The 16743-nt window shown below is 61.1% G+C and carries 15 protein-coding genes; 8 read left to right on the top strand and 7 right to left on the bottom strand.

Annotated elements, in window-relative coordinates; all coding sequences use genetic code 11:
- Window positions 1–63: 63 nt before the first annotated feature.
- On the top strand, window positions 64–522 hold the full coding sequence (locus DFO46_RS07950) for a hypothetical protein (protein ID WP_120276937.1): 459 nt from the start codon (window positions 64–66) through the stop codon (window positions 520–522).
- Here the strand turns inward: DFO46_RS07950 and glp are convergent.
- The 6 genes from glp to gltA form a co-directional block, all read right to left on the bottom strand.
- Window positions 519–1733 (bottom strand): gephyrin-like molybdotransferase Glp, encoded by a 1215-nt coding sequence (gene glp, locus DFO46_RS07945; RefSeq protein WP_120276936.1) that lies wholly within the window; start codon window positions 1731–1733, stop codon window positions 519–521. The genes DFO46_RS07950 and glp overlap by 4 nt on opposite strands.
- Window positions 1733–2230 carry a cyclic pyranopterin monophosphate synthase MoaC gene (moaC, locus tag DFO46_RS07940; RefSeq protein WP_120276935.1) on the bottom strand — a complete coding sequence of 166 codons (498 nt, stop codon included), beginning with the start codon at window positions 2228–2230 and terminating at the stop codon, window positions 1733–1735. The genes glp and moaC overlap by 1 nt, the downstream gene beginning before the upstream one ends.
- A complete protein-coding gene (gene trpC, locus DFO46_RS07935; protein ID WP_120276934.1) occupies window positions 2227–3042 on the bottom strand; it encodes an indole-3-glycerol phosphate synthase TrpC in 816 nt (271 codons plus the stop codon). Before trpC ends, moaC begins: the two co-directional genes overlap by 4 nt.
- 10 nt (window positions 3043–3052) lie before the next feature.
- Window positions 3053–4075 (bottom strand): anthranilate phosphoribosyltransferase, encoded by a 1023-nt coding sequence (trpD, locus tag DFO46_RS07930; protein ID WP_120276933.1) that lies wholly within the window; start codon window positions 4073–4075, stop codon window positions 3053–3055.
- A 25-nt stretch (window positions 4076–4100) separates the two neighbouring features.
- Complete coding sequence (locus DFO46_RS07925; RefSeq protein WP_120276932.1) at window positions 4101–5990, bottom strand: peptidylprolyl isomerase; 1890 nt, start codon at window positions 5988–5990, stop codon at window positions 4101–4103.
- Between the two features lie 292 nt (window positions 5991–6282).
- Complete coding sequence (gene gltA / locus DFO46_RS07920; protein ID WP_110792972.1) at window positions 6283–7572, bottom strand: citrate synthase; 1290 nt, start codon at window positions 7570–7572, stop codon at window positions 6283–6285.
- Between the two features lie 274 nt (window positions 7573–7846).
- Here gltA and DFO46_RS07915 point away from each other — a divergent pair, with 274 nt between their 5' ends.
- Complete coding sequence (locus DFO46_RS07915) at window positions 7847–10363, top strand: ComEC/Rec2 family competence protein (protein ID WP_120276931.1); 2517 nt, start codon at window positions 7847–7849, stop codon at window positions 10361–10363.
- Here DFO46_RS07915 and lexA read toward each other — a convergent pair.
- Window positions 10357–11070: a transcriptional repressor LexA gene (lexA, locus tag DFO46_RS07910; RefSeq protein ID WP_110792971.1), complete on the bottom strand. Its 714-nt coding sequence runs from the start codon at window positions 11068–11070 to the stop codon at window positions 10357–10359. The two genes, DFO46_RS07915 and lexA, sit on opposite strands and share 7 nt — an antisense overlap.
- A gap of 213 nt (window positions 11071–11283) precedes the next feature.
- On the opposite strand from lexA, the gene DFO46_RS07905 reads away from it, so the two are divergent.
- From DFO46_RS07905 to pdhA, 6 genes are all read left to right on the top strand, one after another.
- Window positions 11284–11826 (top strand): DUF1003 domain-containing protein, encoded by a 543-nt coding sequence (locus tag DFO46_RS07905; protein WP_120276930.1) that lies wholly within the window; start codon window positions 11284–11286, stop codon window positions 11824–11826.
- 27 nt (window positions 11827–11853) lie between these two features.
- Window positions 11854–12747, top strand: a complete 894-nt coding sequence (locus DFO46_RS07900) for a VOC family protein (RefSeq protein WP_120276929.1) — start codon at window positions 11854–11856, stop codon at window positions 12745–12747.
- Window positions 12744–13592: a 3-deoxy-8-phosphooctulonate synthase gene (gene kdsA, locus DFO46_RS07895; RefSeq protein ID WP_120276928.1), complete on the top strand. Its 849-nt coding sequence runs from the start codon at window positions 12744–12746 to the stop codon at window positions 13590–13592. Before DFO46_RS07900 ends, kdsA begins: the two co-directional genes overlap by 4 nt.
- 213 nt (window positions 13593–13805) lie before the next feature.
- A complete protein-coding gene (gene eno / locus DFO46_RS07890; RefSeq protein ID WP_120278180.1) occupies window positions 13806–15080 on the top strand; it encodes a phosphopyruvate hydratase in 1275 nt (424 codons plus the stop codon).
- Between the two features lie 140 nt (window positions 15081–15220).
- The gene (locus DFO46_RS07885) at window positions 15221–15538 is read left to right on the top strand and encodes a septum formation initiator family protein (protein ID WP_110792967.1); all 318 of its coding nucleotides are present in this window, start codon (window positions 15221–15223) and stop codon (window positions 15536–15538) included.
- A 149-nt stretch (window positions 15539–15687) separates the two neighbouring features.
- Window positions 15688–16734 carry a pyruvate dehydrogenase (acetyl-transferring) E1 component subunit alpha gene (gene pdhA, locus DFO46_RS07880; RefSeq protein ID WP_110792966.1) on the top strand — a complete coding sequence of 349 codons (1047 nt, stop codon included), beginning with the start codon at window positions 15688–15690 and terminating at the stop codon, window positions 16732–16734.
- The last annotated feature ends 9 nt before the right edge of the window (window positions 16735–16743 follow it).

Raw genomic sequence — 16743 nt, 5'->3', positions numbered from 1 at the left:
TTTTCGTTCAAGCCAGACGCAAGCCCGACTGCCTACCTTGGGTGGAAAAAAAGGAGGCGAGACATGCGCATTGGCGAAACAGGGTTGTACTTACCGACTTACTCGACAAAGCCGAAACCCACATCGGAGGCTCCGTCGAGTTATGACGCGGGCAAACCGCAGGCTTTCGGCAACACACCGGAGCGCGGCCGATCCTCGACAAGCCTGGAGTCGAATCTCTGGCAGCTGCGGGCCGGCAAGTATTTGCATGAGGAAACCGCAGAGGCGGCGCAGAAGCGCGACGCGTTGCGGGCGGAGTTTCTCGAAGAAAGCAGAAAAACACCAGCCGAGCGCATCCGGGAGAAATACCTCAAGGAAAACGGCCTGACCGAAGAGATGCTCGCAGAGATGTCGCCCGAAGATCGAGAGGCCGTCGAGGACGAGATTGCGGCCTTGATCAAGCGACAGTACGGACTGGAAGATACCAAATCCGGCAACGTTGACGCCATGATCGACACCAGCGTCGACCAATCAAACGGTTAGGGTCGGAGCAAAAGCACCGGCACCTCGTCGCCTTCCATCGCGATCGGCGCATGCGGAGGTCTGACGATGAGGCAGTCGGACTGCGAGAAGATGCGCATCATCGATGAGTCCTGTTTGCCGAAGCTTTCGACAACAGGCGTTTGATCCGATTCGCGAAACAGCCGCGCCCGCACATAGTCCTGACGTTTGTCATTGGCGGGCAGGGCTGTGCGCAACCGTGCTGTTGCCATGCGCTTAGGCGGCATTATCCGTCCGAGACGGCAAAGCAGAGGCTCGAGGAACAGAAGCCCACAGACGAGGCTGGACACCGGATTGCCCGGAAGTCCAAGCACTTGCATTCCTGCCAGCCGGCCAACCATCAGTGGCTTGCCCGGTCGCATGGCAATCCGCCAGAAATCAAGTTCCATTCCGGCCGATACCAGCGTCGACTGGACGAGGTCGTGGTCGCCGACGGATGCACCACCGAGGGTGACCAAGACATCGACGCCACTTTCCTGCGCGCGTGCGATGGCTGCCAGCAATGCCGCACGATCATCCGCGACGATACCGAGATCGATGACGTCGGCGCCATTGTCGCGGGCGAGGGCCGCGATGCCGAAGGTGTTGGATCCGATAATCTGGCTGGGTCCGGGTTGCCGGCCCGGTGCAACCAGTTCATCGCCCGTCGCAAGGATGCCGACCCTTGGCCGCCGCAGGACGGGCACACGGGCATGATTCATGGCTGCGGCAAGCGTCAGGTGACTGAAGTCGAGACGTATGCCGGCGGCGAGCGCCACGTCACCTTCGGCGAAATCCTGGCCCCGCGGGCGTATGTGCCGGCCAGATGTCACCGGAAACCCCGTACGAATCCGTCCATCTGCGAGCGTCTCGGCATCCTCCTGGAGCAGAACACTGTCGGCCCCCTCAGGGACAGGCGCACCGGTGAAGATCCGGACGGTCTCACCGCCGCCGACACGCCCGGAAAAACCGTGGCCCGCCGCCGATTCGCCGATGATGCTCAGTATGGCCCCGACCTCGGCAGCATCTTCGGCGCGAAGGGCATACCCATCCATGGCCGAGGCATCAAAGGGCGGCTGCGTGAGGCGGGCGGCGAGATCATCGGCCAGCACGCGTCCATTGGCCTCGTGCAGCGAGACGGCCTCGATTTCGACGACCGGTTGGGCGGCCGCCAGAAGGCGCGCCAGGGCATCCTCGACCGGCAGCAGCGACATCACACGCGCTCCGGATGCCGGAAATCGCCGGACTTCCCACCGCTCTTTTCCAGAACCCGGATGCCGCCGATCTCCATCGTCTTGTCGACGGCTTTCGCCATGTCGTAGATCGTCAGGCATGTCACCGAAACGGCGGTCAGAGCTTCCATCTCGACGCCGGTCTTGCCGGTGAGCTTGACGGTCGCTTCGACGCGAAGCATGGAACGTTCGGCATCTTCGGTGATGTCGATGCTGACCTTGGACAGCATCAGAGGATGACAGAGCGGAATGAGATTGGCCGTCTGTTTCGCCGCCATGATGCCGGCGATACGCGCCGTACCGATGACGTCGCCCTTCTTGGCGTTACCGTCCCGGATGATCGCAAGGGTTTCCGGTTTCATCGTAACGAAGCCTTCAGCAACCGCGATCCGGACCGTGTCATCCTTCGCCGAGACATCGACCATATGCGCCTCGCCGGCGGCGCCGAGATGCGTGAGTGCGGTCGGTCCGCCCGTCATTCCGCAGCCAGCGTGCCGGGCTTGCCGGTCAACAAGATGCGGGTCGCCTCGGCGACGTCGTCCTTGCGCATCAGACTTTCGCCGACGAGGAACGTCGAGATTCCCGATTTCTGCAGCCGCTGGCAGTCTTCATAGGTGAAGATTCCGCTTTCGCCGACCAGCAGGCGGTCGGAAGGCACCATGGCGGCCAGTTCTTCGCTGACGCTGAGGCTCACTTCGAAGGTGCGAAGATTGCGATTGTTGATGCCGACGAGTGGGGACGTGAGCTTGAGCGCCCGCTTCATTTCCTCGGCATCATGCACTTCGATCAGAACGTCCATACCGAGTTCGACGGCAACCCCTTCAAGCTCGGCGGCTTCGCCGTCCGAAAGCGAAGCCATGATCAACAGAATGCAGTCACCACCCCAGGCCCGGGCTTCATAGACCTGGTAGGCATCGAACATGAAATCCTTGCGCAAGGCCGGCAGCGAGCAAGCCTTGCGGGCGGCTGTCAGGAATTCCGGGGCGCCTTGAAAGCTCGGCGTGTCCGTAAGCACGGAAAGGCAGGCAGCGCCGCCAGCCTCATAGGCGGCCGCAAGCGCCGGCGGATCGAAGTCCGGACGGATGAGGCCCTTGGACGGGCTGGCCTTCTTGATCTCCGCAATCAGGCCGAACCGCTCCTGGTTCCGCGCGCGCGACAGCGCCTGGTAGAAGCCGCGCGGCGCGTCCTGGGCCGCGATGCGGTCCTTCAGTTCGGCAAGCGAAACGGCGGCCTTGGCGGCTGCGATTTCTTCCCGCTTGTAGGTTTCGATGCGCTTCAGGATATCGGTCATGAGGGCAAGCTTAGTCCTGAGTGGCGGAATTGGAAATGGCGATCAGCTTTTCGAGGGCGCGTGCGGCGGCGCCACTGTCGAGCGACTGGCTGGCAAGGTGCATGCCTTCGGTCACGTCCTTGGCCTTTCCGGCGACGATGAGCGAGGCGGCAGCGTTGCACAGCGCCACATCCCGGTAGGCCGTCTTTGCGCCGCCAAGCACATCACGCAGAGCGGCCGCGTTCACCGTACCATCGCCACCTCGGATCGCATCGAGCGCGACCTCGGCCACGCCGAAATCGGCTGGCGTCAATTCAAAGGTGCTGATCTCGCCGTCCTTGAGCGCCGCAACCAGAGAAGGGCCGGTTGTGGTGATCTCGTCCAGACCACTTCCGTGGACAACCCATGCACTGCTGAGGCCGAGATCTCGCAGCGCTTCAGCCCCAGGCACCAGCCATTCCGGCGAATACACACCGAACAGCTGCTTCTTCACCTGAGCCGGGCTCGAAAGGGGCCCTACGATGTTGAAGATCGTGCGTGCACCGAGCTCGACGCGGGCAGAGCCCACATGGCGCATGGCAGGGTGATGGATCTGGGCGAACATGAAGCCGATGCCGGCCTCGTGAATGCATCGGGAAATGGTCTGCGGGTCGATGTCGAGCTTAACACCGAGCTGCGAGAGCGCATCGGCGGTACCAGACTTTGAGCTCAGCGCGCGGTTGCCGTGCTTGGCCACAGGCACGCCGGCGCCCGCCACGATGATCGCGGCGAGGGTGGAGATATTGTAGGTATTGGTACCGTCACCACCTGTCCCGACGATGTCGATGGCGTCTTCCGGTGCGTCGACCACGACCATTTTCTGGCGCATGATCGAGACAGCTCCGGCGATTTCGTCGACCGTTTCGCCGCGAACGCGCAGCCCCATCAGAAATCCGCCAACCTGCGCCATGCTCGCTTCGCCGGACATCAGGATCTCGAACGCGTCGCTTGCTTCCTGGCGGGTCAGAGATTGGCGGCTCGCGATCTTCGCGATGAAGGGTTTCAACCCGGACATGGACGTGCTCCCCCTGACGTCGGCGTTAGCGAACGATGGCCTGCTGGGCCAGCGCCTGGTTGAATGTCACGCCATATTGCGCCTGCAACTGTCCGACCATCTGGTCGAGAATGTCGTCGCCAGCCGAATTGGCCATGGAGACGATCTGCTCGTCCTCGTTGCTCAACACGCCACCTGCGGCCTGGTCGCGAACAGCGGTCACGGTCAAAAGGATCTGGGTCGCCGGATCGCCGCCCGATGCGCTGGTGACAGTGCCTTCCGGCCCGCTGAACGCAGCGGTGATCGCAGCCGGACCCAGAACCGCATCTTCGGTGCGGCGGGTAAGGCCGGCCTTGCTTTCGACCGTCAGGCCGAGTTCGGCAGCCACGTCTGCCAGCTTGCCACCATCGGCAATACGCTTGCGCAGGCTCTCGGCCTTGGCACCGAGCGCGGTGCGCTGCTGTTCCGCGGTCCAGTCGGCCACTGCCTTTTCCCGCACTTCCGCAAGTTCCCGGTCGCGCTCTGCCTTGATGTCCGTGACATCGAACCAGATGTAGCCGTTATTGCCGAGATTGACGGGCAGGGCCTCAACACCGATGTCGGTGCGGAAGACTTCTGCCAGAAGGGCGTCGCGTTCGGGAATGCCTGCAACTTCGGTCTCGCGCGTGTCGAAGCCACGACGGTCGATGTCGGTGACCGTCAAGGCCTTCAATTTCAACTGGTCAGCCGCTTCCTTGAGCGTCGAGCCGCCCGCCCGCAGATCCTCGAACTGGTCGTGTACAGCGGTGATATCGGCAATGGCGGCCGATTCGGCCAGGGCCTCGCGGATTTCGTCCTTGACCTCATCGAGGCTGCGCGTACGGCCTTCCTTGATATTCGTCACACGCAGGATGACCGGGCCAAGTGCGCCTTCGACAACCGGCGTCGTGCCACCTTCAGCCTTCACTGCGAAGGCCGCATCGGCAAGTGCAACGTCCGGCAGGCGATCTTTGGAGAAATCGCCGAGCAGCACGTCGCTCGCCGTCTTGCCCTGGTCGGTGACGAGTTGATCAAAGCTCGTGCCCTTGGTAAGCTCGGCGGCGGCAGCGTCGGCCAGTTCCCGCGTCTCGAACGAGAGCTGTTCGATCGTGCGCGTTCCGGCGATCTCATAAGTCGCCTTGCGCCGATCGTAGTCGGCCTTGATGTCCTCGTCGCTTACGGATGCCTTGTCGGCGATGTCGGCCGGCTCCAGCTTCACATAGGTGAAGCTGCGGAATTCCGGTGCGCGGTAGCGCGACTTGGTCGTATCGAACCATGTCTTCAGCGTCGCGTCGTCAGGCGCCTTGATCGGGTCGATATTGGCGTTGGAGAGCAGCAGATAGTTGATGTCGCGGTTCTCGTAACGATAATCCTTGATCGCATCGACGAGGACCTTCGGAGCGACGAAACCGTCTGCGGTCGCATCGACGATCTGGCTGCGGATCGCGACCTTGGAGCGCTCCTGGATGTAGTCGTCTTCGCGCAGGCCCGAATTGCGCAGGCGCGAGGTGAACAGTGCACGATCGAAGTTGCCGGCCGAGTTCTTGAATGCCGGGTCATCAGCGATCAGCTGGGCAAGCCGGTCCTGCGACAGGCCGAGATTCATGTCCGATGCCAGCTGATCGAGGGCCGCACCCGCAGCAAGCTGGGAGAACACCATGGATTCGACCCCGAAGGCCTTGGCCTGTTCGGTGGTCAACTGGGTTCCGAACCGATTGCTGAGATCGGCAACCTGGCGCTGATAGGCAAAGGCGAAGTCCCGCGTCGAAACCGTCTGGTCGCCCACGGCCACCACCGTGTCGGAATTGCTGGTGAACAGCGAAGCCGAAACGCCCCACACGCCGAAGGATGCCACCAGCAAAAGCAGCAGGATCTTGGCGAACAGGGTCTGGGAAACTTTTCTCAATATGACGAGCATCGGGACGCATGAACCTCTTGACTGATCTTCGCACGGGCGAAGCGGGTGGACTTCCTTAGAACAAAGATCAAAGGAATTGAAGGCGTATCCGGTCGAAAAGAGGCAGGAGGGTATCTCTGCCCCGCCGGCACAGAAAAGTGATGGCGCGCAGCGCCCGGCGCAGCAGTTTCAGCTGTCGGTGAGGTCCAGTAACGGAAACCCGTGCCGGGCGAGCCCGGCGGGTCTGATGCCATGAACCGAAATGCAAAAGGCCGGCGATGTGCCGGCCTTCCAATATGTCTGTGGCGTGTGATCAGCGATCGGTGATCGGCTTGTAGTCGCGCTTCGGCTCGCCGGTATAGAGCTGACGCGGACGGCCGATGCGCTGCTGCGGATCTTCGATCATTTCGTTCCACTGTGCGATCCAGCCGACGGTGCGGGCAAGCGCGAACAGAACGGTGAACATGGTCGTCGGGAAGCCGAGCGCGCGCAGCGTGATGCCTGAATAGAAGTCGACATTCGGGTAGAGCTTCTTTTCGATGAAGTAGGGGTCGTTGAGCGCGATCTTCTCGAGTTCGAGCGCCACCTTCATGAGCGGGTCGTCGCCGTGACCGGTTGCCTCGAGAACCTCATACATCGTCTTCTGCATGATCTTGGCGCGCGGGTCGTAGTTCTTGTAGACCCGGTGACCGAAGCCCATAAGGCGGAACGGATCGTTCTTGTCCTTGGCCTTGGCGATATATTCCGGAATACGGTCGACCGAGCCGATTTCCATCAGCATGTTGAGGGCCGCTTCGTTCGCACCGCCATGGGCGGGGCCCCAGAGGCAGGCGATGCCGGCCGCAATGCAGGCGAACGGGTTGGCACCCGAGGAGCCGGCGAGACGGACCGTCGAAGTCGACGCGTTCTGCTCGTGATCCGCATGCAGGATGAAGATGCGGTCCATGGCGCGGGCCAGAACGGGGTTCACCTTGTACTCTTCGCACGGCACGGCAAAGCACATGCGCAGGAAGTTCGACGCGTAGTCGAGATCGTTCTTCGGATACACGAAGGGCTGGCCGACATGGTACTTGTAGGCCATGGCAGCGATCGTCGGCATCTTGGCGATCATGCGCAGCGACGCGACCATGCGCTGGTGCGGATCGGTAATGTCGGTCGAGTCGTGATAGAAGGCCGAGAGCGCGCCGACAGTGCCGACCATGACGGCCATCGGATGGGCGTCGCGGCGATAGCCGGAGAAGAACTTGCTCATCTGCTCGTGCACCATGGTGTGGTGCGTGACGCGGTAGTCGAAGTCTTTCTTCTGTGCCGGCGTCGGCAGTTCGCCGTAGAGCAGCAGATAGCAGACTTCAAGGAAGTCGCCCTTGTCGGCGAGCTGTTCGATCGGATAGCCGCGATGAAGCAGCGTGCCTTCGTCGCCGTCGATATAGGTGATCTTGGATTCGCAGGACGCGGTGGAGGTGAAGCCCGGATCGTAGGTAAAGGCGCCGGTGTGTTTGTAGAGGGCCGCGATGTCGATCACGTCAGGGCCGATCGTGCCGCCCTTGACAGTCAGGTCGACCGTCTTGTCCCCGAGTTTCAAAGAAGCGCTTTTGTCCGTCATGCTAATCCTCCGGAATTGGCGGGAAGGCGTCTCCAAAAAGCCGCCATCGGTTAAGCGTGTTGATGTAGCTATATGATACGGAAGTTAATGCCAAGCTATCCAAAGGGCAAATTGTGCGTTGCGAAATCGACGCCAATCGAACCGGACGGTTCTAATCGATTTGCATGTTGATTTGCGTTTGGCGGAGTGTCTGACACACGCTTTGATTGTCTGGTGCGGATGGCCTATTCTGCTCTGCGCCCGCGTTTTTCGCCGGGCTGCGGGTTGAGTTCAGATGGTGCATCTGCGCGAGAATAATCCTGATGTCGAGGGGGAGGCGTTGCGCGCGCCGCTTGGCGAATTCGCGCCGCCATTGCGCACCGATCATCCGGTCTCCCGCCCCACCAGGAGCCGGGTCGCGCGCCTCAACGTGAGGCTCCGGAGCCTGCCCGCAGAGATACGCATTGCTGCTGGCAAGGAGAGCGGGCAGGGCCACCTCTTCCACTTTGTTCCTGTCTGTATGGGTCTTGGTGAAGTTGTCTGGTTCAGCCTCCCTGTGCCCCCGTCGACGACGATCCTGTTGGCACTTCTGCCACTTTCCCTGATCGCCCTTTGGTTCAGTCTTGCCGGAACGAACCGCCGGGCGCTGTCCCTGGCGGCCTTGATGGTGGTCGCCGGAATGCTGCTGGCGGACGCGGAAACGCGGAGGATGGCGACGATCATTCTTGACGCCCCGGTGGTAACGACGGTGACCGGAGTGGTGGAGCGGCGGGAGGCAGGGGCCGCTGGCGAATGGCGCTATGTCATCCGTTTGTCCGCAACCGCAGACCCCGTACTTCGGCGCCCTCCGCAACGCATCTCGCTGCTGGCCCGCAGCCGTCATGGAGTGGTCCGGATTGGTGACCCGATCACCGGACGCGTGCGGCTCTCTCCGCCGTCGGGGCCGGCGCTGCCCGGCATGAACGATTTCGCCTTTCAGAGCTATTTCGCCGGCATCGGCGCTGTCGGCTTTTTTCTCGGCGCACCCGAGCGCCCGTCGATTGCGCGTGCGGCCGAGAGCGATCTGTGGACGCAGGTGGACCAATCGCTGTTTTCACTGCGCGACCGGATTTCAGACCGTATCCATGAAGTCTTGCCCGGAGACACCGGCGCATTCGCCGCATCCATCATAACCGGCGAACGCCGCTCGATGTCGAAGGAGGCGACGGACGCGCTGCGCCTGTCGGGTCTCGCCCACATCACCGCAATTTCCGGCCTGAACATGGCGCTTGCTGCCGGCATCTTCTTTGTCGGGTTGCGCGCTCTGCTGAGCCTTTTTCCAGGCCTGGCGCAGCGCTATCCGGTCAAGAAGATTGCCGCTGGCGGTGCGCTGTTGGCGGCCACAGCCTATGTCCTCATTTCAGGCTACCAGGTTTCGGCACTGCGGGCCTATCTCATGACGGCGATCATGCTGGTTGCCGTGCTCATCGACAGACCTGCCATCAGTCTGCGCAATCTGGCCGTTGCCGCGACGATCATCCTGATTGCCCAGCCTTCGGCGGTAATGGGGCCGAGTTTCCAGATGTCCTTTGCCGCAACCGCAGCATTGATCGCGGGTTATGCCGCTTGGAGAAAGGCGCCGCGCTCGATCTGGCCGACGCCAACATCCACCTCTGGAAAACTGGCGACCTTTGCCGCCAAGTTTGTCGGCGGAACGCTTGCAACCTCGTTGATCGGCGGGCTCTCGACAGCGATCTTCGCCGTTACCCATTTTCATCGGCTGTCGACGCACGGGCTGGAGGCCAACCTTGCCGCCATGCCTCTGATTTCGATCATCGTCATGCCGGCGGGCTTCATTGCCATGCTGGCGATGCCGTTCGGTCTCGACGCCCCCTTTTTCTGGATCATGGGAGGCGGGCTCGATCTCGTGCTGGTGGTCGCCCACACCGTCGCCGGTTGGGGAGAGGCAGCCTTCATTCCCCGACAGCCGACCTGGTTTCCGGTGCTTGTTGTGGTCGCTCTTCTGCTGATGACCCTTCTGCACACCGGGCTCCGGCACGGCGGCACCGTGCTTCTCATCGTCACCTTGGCAGCGGCCTTTCTGCGTTCTGGCGAACAGCCGGCGGACCTCTTGGTCAGCGAAGATGGCCGCATGGTCGGCTTTTGGTCTCAACAAGAGCGGGTGGGGGAGGGGAGGGTCCTTGCAAGCAATCGCAAACGCCCTCCCCCCTTCCTCTTCGATCAATGGCAGCCGGCACTGGCCGCCGACCACCATCTGCCCCCGAGTATGGAAAGTGCACCCGTGCTCCCGCCGCCTGCAGACTGGAAGAAGGAAGAAACCTGGGATTCCGCGACGATACAATTGGCGAGACAAACGCTCGAGCAACTGGTCCAGACAGCCAAAACGGACCGCTTCACCTGCATCCGCAGCGCCTGCGCCGCAAAACTTGTTGATGGATGGACGGTGTTGACCGTTGACCGCCCGGATCTTGCCGGACCTGCCTGCGACGTCGCCGATATCGTCATCCTTGGGGGCCGCAGCCGCATGAAAGGCTGCCGGTCGACTGCAACATTCCTCAGCGAGACAACACTGCGCACAAGCGGCGCCGTGGAAATCCGGCTTGGCGCCCACCACGACAAGACGATTGAGATCTCGCCCGCCTTGTCAGGCCCGCCACGGCCCTGGACAATCCATCGTCTCTACGATTGGCGCACAGGCGAAACCGCCAGGCAGCACGGCATAGACTCAGGAGATAGCAAGGACAAAGATAGCGACAGCGAGACGGAACGGAAAAACGGCCCCCACAATCCCGCAATGCCTGTCCGTCAGTGATATCGGCGGATCAAGCCGACGAGCTTGCCCTGGATCTTGACCCGGTCCGGCGGGAAAATCCGCGTCTCGTAAGCCGGATTGGCCGCTTCCAGAGCGATCGAAGCGCCACGCCGACGGAAGCGCTTCAAGGTTGCTTCTTCGTCATCAACGAGTGCGACGATGATGTCGCCCGGATTGGCGTTGGAGGCATTGCGGATGATGACGGTATCGCCATCGAGGATGCCGGCGTCAATCATCGAATCGCCTTTGACCTCAAGTGCGTAATGGTCGCCGGCACCGATCATTTCGGCGGGAACGGTGATGTCATGGGTGTTGTTCTGAATGGCCGAGATCGGCACCCCGGCCGCGATTCGGCCCATGACCGGTACGCTGACGGAGGAATTCTGGTCTTCGACACTCGGTCTGGCGGGCACAGGCGGCGGCGTCTTGCCCAGGCTGCCCTCAATGACACTCGGTGCAAAACCGCGCCGCGGCTGCAGGCTGGGTGTATAGGCTTCCGGCAGCTTGATGACTTCAAGCGCACGCGCCCGATTGGGAAGCCGGCGAATGAAACCGCGTTCCTCAAGGGCCGTGATCAGTCGGTGAATGCCAGATTTCGACGCAAGATCGAGGGCATCCTTCATTTCGTCGAATGAAGGCGGCACGCCCGATTCCTTCATCCGTTCGTGAATGAAGAGAAGCAGTTCCTGTTGCTTGCGCGTCAGCATATGCAGAGCCCCGTTTGTGAAACAAATCCAGAACAGACACTATATGTTCCATTTGTGTTCCGCAAGTGGATAAATTTCCGTGAACAACCGTCGCGAAAATGCGATAGGCGTCTTCACCGTCACCGGATGACTGCGGCCATCGGACCTATCCCTGTCAATCGGGTGACACCTGTCCCTGTCGGATCCCTTCCAAGCTCCTGTGAGAAGATCGAAATGCTGAAAGACCTGGAAAAGACCCTGCTCGGTAAGCAGGTCGATCAACTGACATCGGCCGAGAAGAAGGTCCTGAAAAAGGCGCGGGAGCGACGCACGGTTTCGACGAATGCCGGTGAGGATTTCCTTGCCGGTTCGAGCTTCGGTCAACGCGTGGCAGACAGCATCGCGCGGATCGGCGGTTCCTGGAGTTTCATCATCGGCTTCCTGCTCTTTCTGGTCGCCTGGGTGATTCTCAACACGGTCATTCTGGCAGCGCGCCCGATTGATGCTTACCCCTTCATCTTCCTCAATCTTCTTTTGTCCATGGTCGCAGCCATCCAGGCGCCGATCATCATGATGAGCCAGAATCGCCAGGCGGAACGGGACCGCTTCATGGCGGCCAAGGATTACGAGATCAATCTCAAGGCTGAGATCGAGGTTCTCGCCCTTCATCACAAGATCGACGAACAGGTGGTGAAGGAACTGCGCGAAACGCGTGCCGAGATCGATACCCTGCGCCAGGCGATCGAAGCTCTTACAAAACAGTCGGGCCGTTCCTAAGTGTCTCGGCGAACGAAGGTCTCTGTCATGACTGAAACAAATCCAGCGCCCCGCGCCGTCGACCACCTCGTCCTGCCGGTGATTGACCTCGATACCGCCCGGCATCGTTTCACGCAGCTTGGCTTTACCGTCGCCGCAGACGCCCGCCATCCTTTCGGCACGGAAAACGCCTGCGTGTTTTTCGGCGATGACACCTATCTCGAACCCCTCGCCATCGGCAGCCGCGAAGACTGTCTTGAAGCGGCCAGGATCGGCAATGTCTTTGTCGCACGCGATCAGGCGTTCCGCTTCCGGCGGGGGGACGGTCTCTCGGCCATTGTCGTCAAGTCCGACGATGCGGAGGCGGACCATGCCCGCTTTGTCGCCGAAGGAATGAGCGGCGGCGATCTCTTGCGCTTTTCCCGCGAGTTCCGCTTTCCCGATGGGCGCACTGTGGAAGGATCTTTCCGGCTCGCCTTTGCTGCCGATCTGCGATCACCTGATTTCTTTGCCTTTTCGTGCCAGCGTGTGAACCCCTTGCCGGCCGATCGTGGAGCGCTTCTGGTCCATGCGAACGGCGCCGTGGGACTTGCCCGGATCGTGCTGTGCGAGGACAATCCGAGCGACTTCCAATATCTCCTGGAAACGGTGCTGGGCCAGCGTGCCGTGACGGCCCATTCCTTCGGCCTGTCGATGGCAACGGCCAACGCCATCGTGGATGCGCTGACGCCTGAGGGGCTGGCGGCGAATTACGGACTTCCGAATTCGCGCTCTGAGCGTGGCCTTCTGGCAGCCGTGGTCGTGGTCAAGAGCCGTGATCTCGGCGTGACAGAAGCCTGCCTCGCTGCTAATGGCGTCCGCTATCACAAAACGGGTGCGCGCCTAGTGGTCGCGCCGGAAAAGGGCCAGGGCGTCGCCTTCGCCTTCGAGGAGTTGAAATGAGCACTGTGACCAATTCCGAAGTCGTCGTCGGTGAAGGCGAAGGCAAGGCCGTGTTCTCGCAGAAGGGCCGCTTTGCCCTGATTGCCGGCCCATGCCAGATGGAAAGCCGCGACCATGCTTTCATGATCGCCGGTCGGCTGGTCGAGCTCTGCCGCGAACTCGGCCTCGGCCTCGTCTACAAGTCGTCCTTCGACAAGGCCAACCGCACCTCGCTGTCTGCTGAGCGCGGCATCGGCCTGGAAAAGGCGATGGAGGTGTTTGCCGACATCAAGAAGGAATATGGCATTCCGGTCCTGACCGACATCCACACGGAAGAACAGTGCGCTGCAGTCGCCCCGACAGTCGATGTCCTGCAGATTCCGGCCTTTCTCTGCCGCCAGACCGATCTTCTGGTCGCCGCCGCCAAGACCGGCCGTGTGATCAATGTGAAGAAGGGCCAGTTCCTCGCGCCCTGGGATATGAAAAACGTCTTGAACAAGCTCAATGCCAGCGGCAATCCCAATGTCCTGCTCTGCGAGCGCGGCGCGTCTTTCGGTTACAATACGCTGGTCTCAGACATGCGTTCGCTACCCATCATGGCGGCCATGGGTGCCCCGGTGGTTTTTGATGCGACCCATTCCGTACAACAGCCGGGCGGGCAGGGCGGCTCCTCCGGTGGTCAGCGCGAATTTGTTGAAACGCTGGCGCGCGCGGCAGTCGCCGTCGGCGTCGGTGGTCTCTTCGTCGAGACACATCAGGACCCGGACAATGCGCCGTCGGATGGTCCGAACATGGTCCAGATCGACAATATGCGCCGTCTGCTCGAAAAACTGATCGCGTTTGACGACATCGCCAAGGCTGTATGAATCCCCTTTGCCGGCGCTTCAATCGGTTGAAGCCGACTTGGCGCCGGCGCTGGTTCTTTAAATCGATTAGATTTCAGTCTTTGTCGCTCCGATCCGTCATTGTATTTTCCGGATCATCGGATAAGAGAGGATGACTCACAGGCGGGTCCGCAGGCTTCATGCCTCATGATCGGCCGCCGAGCCTTGTCCAATTTCCGTCACCAGGGAGCGAACATGACCGCCATTACCGACATCATCGGCCGCGAGATCCTCGACAGCCGCGGCAACCCGACCGTCGAGGTCGACGTCTATCTCGAAGACGGCAGCTTCGGCCGCGCCGCAGTTCCCTCAGGCGCCTCGACCGGCGCGCATGAAGCCGTCGAACTGCGCGACGGTGGCTCGCGTTACCTCGGCAAGGGTGTTGAAAAGGCTGTCGAAGCCGTCAACGGCGAGATTTATGATGCGATCGGCGGCCATGAGGCTGAAAACCAGATCCAGATCGACAATCTGATGATTGCGCTCGACGGCACGCCGAACAAGGCACGCCTTGGCGCCAACGCCATCCTCGGCGTCTCGCTCGCTGTCGCCAAGGCTGCGGCCCAGTCGGCCGGACTGCCACTCTACCGTTACGTCGGCGGCCCGAACGCCCATGTCCTGCCGGTTCCGATGATGAACATCATCAATGGCGGCGCCCATGCCGACAATCCGATCGACTTCCAGGAGTTCATGATCGTGCCGGTTGGCGCCGACACCATCCGCGACGCCGTTCGCATGGGTTCGGAAGTCTTCCACACCCTGAAGAAGCAGCTTGCCGCCGACGGCCACAACACCAATGTCGGTGACGAAGGCGGCTTCGCGCCGGGTCTCGCATCGGCTCCGGCCGCCCTCGACTTCATCATGAAGTCGATCGAAAAGGCCGGCTACCGTCCGGGCGAAGACCTGCATATCGCGCTCGACTGCGCCTCGACCGAATTCTTCAAGGACGGCAAATACGTGCTCGAAGGCGAAGGCCGCACGCTCGAGCCGGAAGCCATGGCCGAATACCTCGCAGAACTCGCTGCCAAGTACCCGATCTTCTCGATCGAAGACGGCATGGCGGAAGACGATTGGGACGGCTGGAAGACCCTGACCGACAAGATCGGCAAGAAGGTTCAGCTCGTCGGCGACGACCTTTTCGTCACCAACTCGGCCCGCCTGCGCGACGGTATCAAGATGGGCGTTGCCAACTCCATCCTCGTCAAGGTCAACCAGATCGGCTCGCTGTCGGAAACCCTCGACGCCGTTTCGACCGCACATCGCGCTGCCTACACGGCCGTGATGTCGCATCGTTCGGGCGAAACGGAGGATTCGACGATTGCCGATCTCGCGGTTGCCACCAACTGCGGTCAGATCAAGACCGGCTCGCTCGCCCGTTCCGACCGCACCGCCAAGTACAACCAGCTCATCCGCATCGAGGAAGAACTCGGTCCGCAGGCGGTCTATGCCGGGACTTCGATCCTGCGCGGCTGAACACGGAAAAGCGCTGAATTTTACGCCCGCGTCGGTTCTCCGGCGCGGGCTTTTTGTTTCCTGCCAATTGCGGTCAACGATCGGTTAAGACATCCCCGCTAGTTTGACGGAAAGTCATGCGTTGTAAGGCAGTTGTCGGCATGTGGACCAGACATCACAAGAAAAAGAAATACGGCCGTTTTGCCCTTCCTGCCATCACCATCGCGTTCCTCTCCTATTTCGGCTACCATTCCATCCATGGTGACTATGGCCTGAAGGCCGGTCAGCAATTCGACCGTCTGCAGGCGGCGAGAAGCGCCGAGCTCGACAAGCTGGTGAAGCAGCGCATGCAGTTGGAAAAGGAAGTCAGCCTGCTGAGTGATGGTTCGCTTGACGAAGACATCATCGATGAAAAGGCGCGCTACCAGCTCAACATGTCGCGCCCTGATGAAATCGTGATATTCAACACCTATTTCTGATAAACCGAGATCCGGTTAATCAGAAATTATAATGTGGTATCAGGTGCTTGGTCTGAATATGACCTATGCATTTCTGGCATTGCGGATGCCTGTTTTCTTCCCTATTCTACGTTCAACAATAGACCAACCATAACCCACGGGAGGGATGAATGGCGCCGCGCAAATCCGCGACTGCGACCGGTCGGAAGCCTTCGGCCAAGCCTGCCAAAAAAGAATTGACCACCGGTATCGTTGCCGAGTTCGACAAGGCGCAGGAGCTCGCGTCCTATCGCGAAATGCTGCTGATCCGTCGTTTCGAGGAAAAGGCCGGCCAGCTCTATGGCATGGGCTTCATCGGTGGTTTCTGTCATCTTTACATCGGCCAGGAAGCGGTCGTCGTCGGCATGCAGATGGCGCTGAAGGAGGGTGATCAGGTCATCACCGGCTATCGTGACCACGGCCACATGCTGGCCTGCGGCATGAGTGCCCGCGGTGTCATGGCCGAGCTCACTGGACGCCGGGGCGGCTTGTCCAAGGGCAAGGGCGGCTCCATGCACATGTTCTCCAAGGAGAAGAACTTCTACGGCGGTCACGGCATCGTCGGTGCCCAGGTGTCGCTCGGCACGGGTCTCGCCTTCGCCAACAAATATCGCGGTAATGACAATGTCTCGCTCGCCTATTTCGGCGACGGTGCTGCCAACCAGGGTCAGGTCTACGAGAGCTTCAACATGGCTCGCCTGTGGAACCTGCCGGTGATCTACATCATCGAAAACAACCGCTACGCCATGGGGACCTCCGTCTCGCGCGCGTCGGCCCAGACCGACTTCTCCCAGCGCGGCGTGTCCTTCAACATTCCCGGCATTCAGGTCGATGGCATGGATGTGCGTGCGGTCAAGGCGGCAGCCGATCAGGCGGTCGAGCATTGCCGTGCCGGCAAGGGCCCCGTCATCCTCGAGATGCAGACCTATCGCTATCGCGGTCACTCCATGTCCGACCCGGCCAAGTATCGCTCGAAGGACGAAGTGCAGAAGATGCGCTCCGAGCATGACCCGATCGAACAGGTCCGTGCCCGTCTGCTCGAAAAGGGCTGGGCGACCGAAGACGAGCTGAAGGCGATCGACAAGGACGTGCGCGACATCGTGGCCGACTCGGCCGATTTCGCCCAGGCCGATCCGGAGCCGGATGCATCCGAGCTCTACACCGACATCCTGCTGTAATCGGGGAGG

The sequence above is a fragment of the Rhizobium sp. AG855 genome, assembly GCF_003610655.1.
GTDB classification, from domain to species: domain Bacteria; phylum Pseudomonadota; class Alphaproteobacteria; order Rhizobiales; family Rhizobiaceae; genus Allorhizobium; species Allorhizobium wuzhouense.
This window is presented reverse-complemented; position numbering and strand designations above follow the sequence as displayed.

What these genes read in the sequence shown, in the direction of transcription:
- DFO46_RS07925 (WP_120276932.1), bottom strand. Translation starts at nt 5,990, where the DNA reads ATGCTCGTCATATTGAGAAAAGTTTCCCAGACCCTGTTCGCCAAGATC.
- DFO46_RS07885 (WP_110792967.1), top strand. Translation starts at nt 15,221, where the DNA reads ATGTGGACCAGACATCACAAGAAAAAGAAATACGGCCGTTTTGCCCTT.
- DFO46_RS07905 (WP_120276930.1), top strand. Translation starts at nt 11,284, where the DNA reads ATGCTGAAAGACCTGGAAAAGACCCTGCTCGGTAAGCAGGTCGATCAA.
- DFO46_RS07915 (WP_120276931.1), top strand. Translation starts at nt 7,847, where the DNA reads ATGGTGCATCTGCGCGAGAATAATCCTGATGTCGAGGGGGAGGCGTTG.
- gltA (WP_110792972.1), bottom strand. Translation starts at nt 7,572, where the DNA reads ATGACGGACAAAAGCGCTTCTTTGAAACTCGGGGACAAGACGGTCGAC.
- trpC (WP_120276934.1), bottom strand. Translation starts at nt 3,042, where the DNA reads ATGACCGATATCCTGAAGCGCATCGAAACCTACAAGCGGGAAGAAATC.
- trpD (WP_120276933.1), bottom strand. Translation starts at nt 4,075, where the DNA reads ATGTCCGGGTTGAAACCCTTCATCGCGAAGATCGCGAGCCGCCAATCT.
- DFO46_RS07950 (WP_120276937.1), top strand. Translation starts at nt 64, where the DNA reads ATGCGCATTGGCGAAACAGGGTTGTACTTACCGACTTACTCGACAAAG.
- kdsA (WP_120276928.1), top strand. Translation starts at nt 12,744, where the DNA reads ATGAGCACTGTGACCAATTCCGAAGTCGTCGTCGGTGAAGGCGAAGGC.
- eno (WP_120278180.1), top strand. Translation starts at nt 13,806, where the DNA reads ATGACCGCCATTACCGACATCATCGGCCGCGAGATCCTCGACAGCCGC.
- moaC (WP_120276935.1), bottom strand. Translation starts at nt 2,230, where the DNA reads ATGACGGGCGGACCGACCGCACTCACGCATCTCGGCGCCGCCGGCGAG.
- glp (WP_120276936.1), bottom strand. Translation starts at nt 1,733, where the DNA reads ATGTCGCTGCTGCCGGTCGAGGATGCCCTGGCGCGCCTTCTGGCGGCC.
- lexA (WP_110792971.1), bottom strand. Translation starts at nt 11,070, where the DNA reads ATGCTGACGCGCAAGCAACAGGAACTGCTTCTCTTCATTCACGAACGG.
- pdhA (WP_110792966.1), top strand. Translation starts at nt 15,688, where the DNA reads ATGGCGCCGCGCAAATCCGCGACTGCGACCGGTCGGAAGCCTTCGGCC.
- DFO46_RS07900 (WP_120276929.1), top strand. Translation starts at nt 11,854, where the DNA reads ATGACTGAAACAAATCCAGCGCCCCGCGCCGTCGACCACCTCGTCCTG.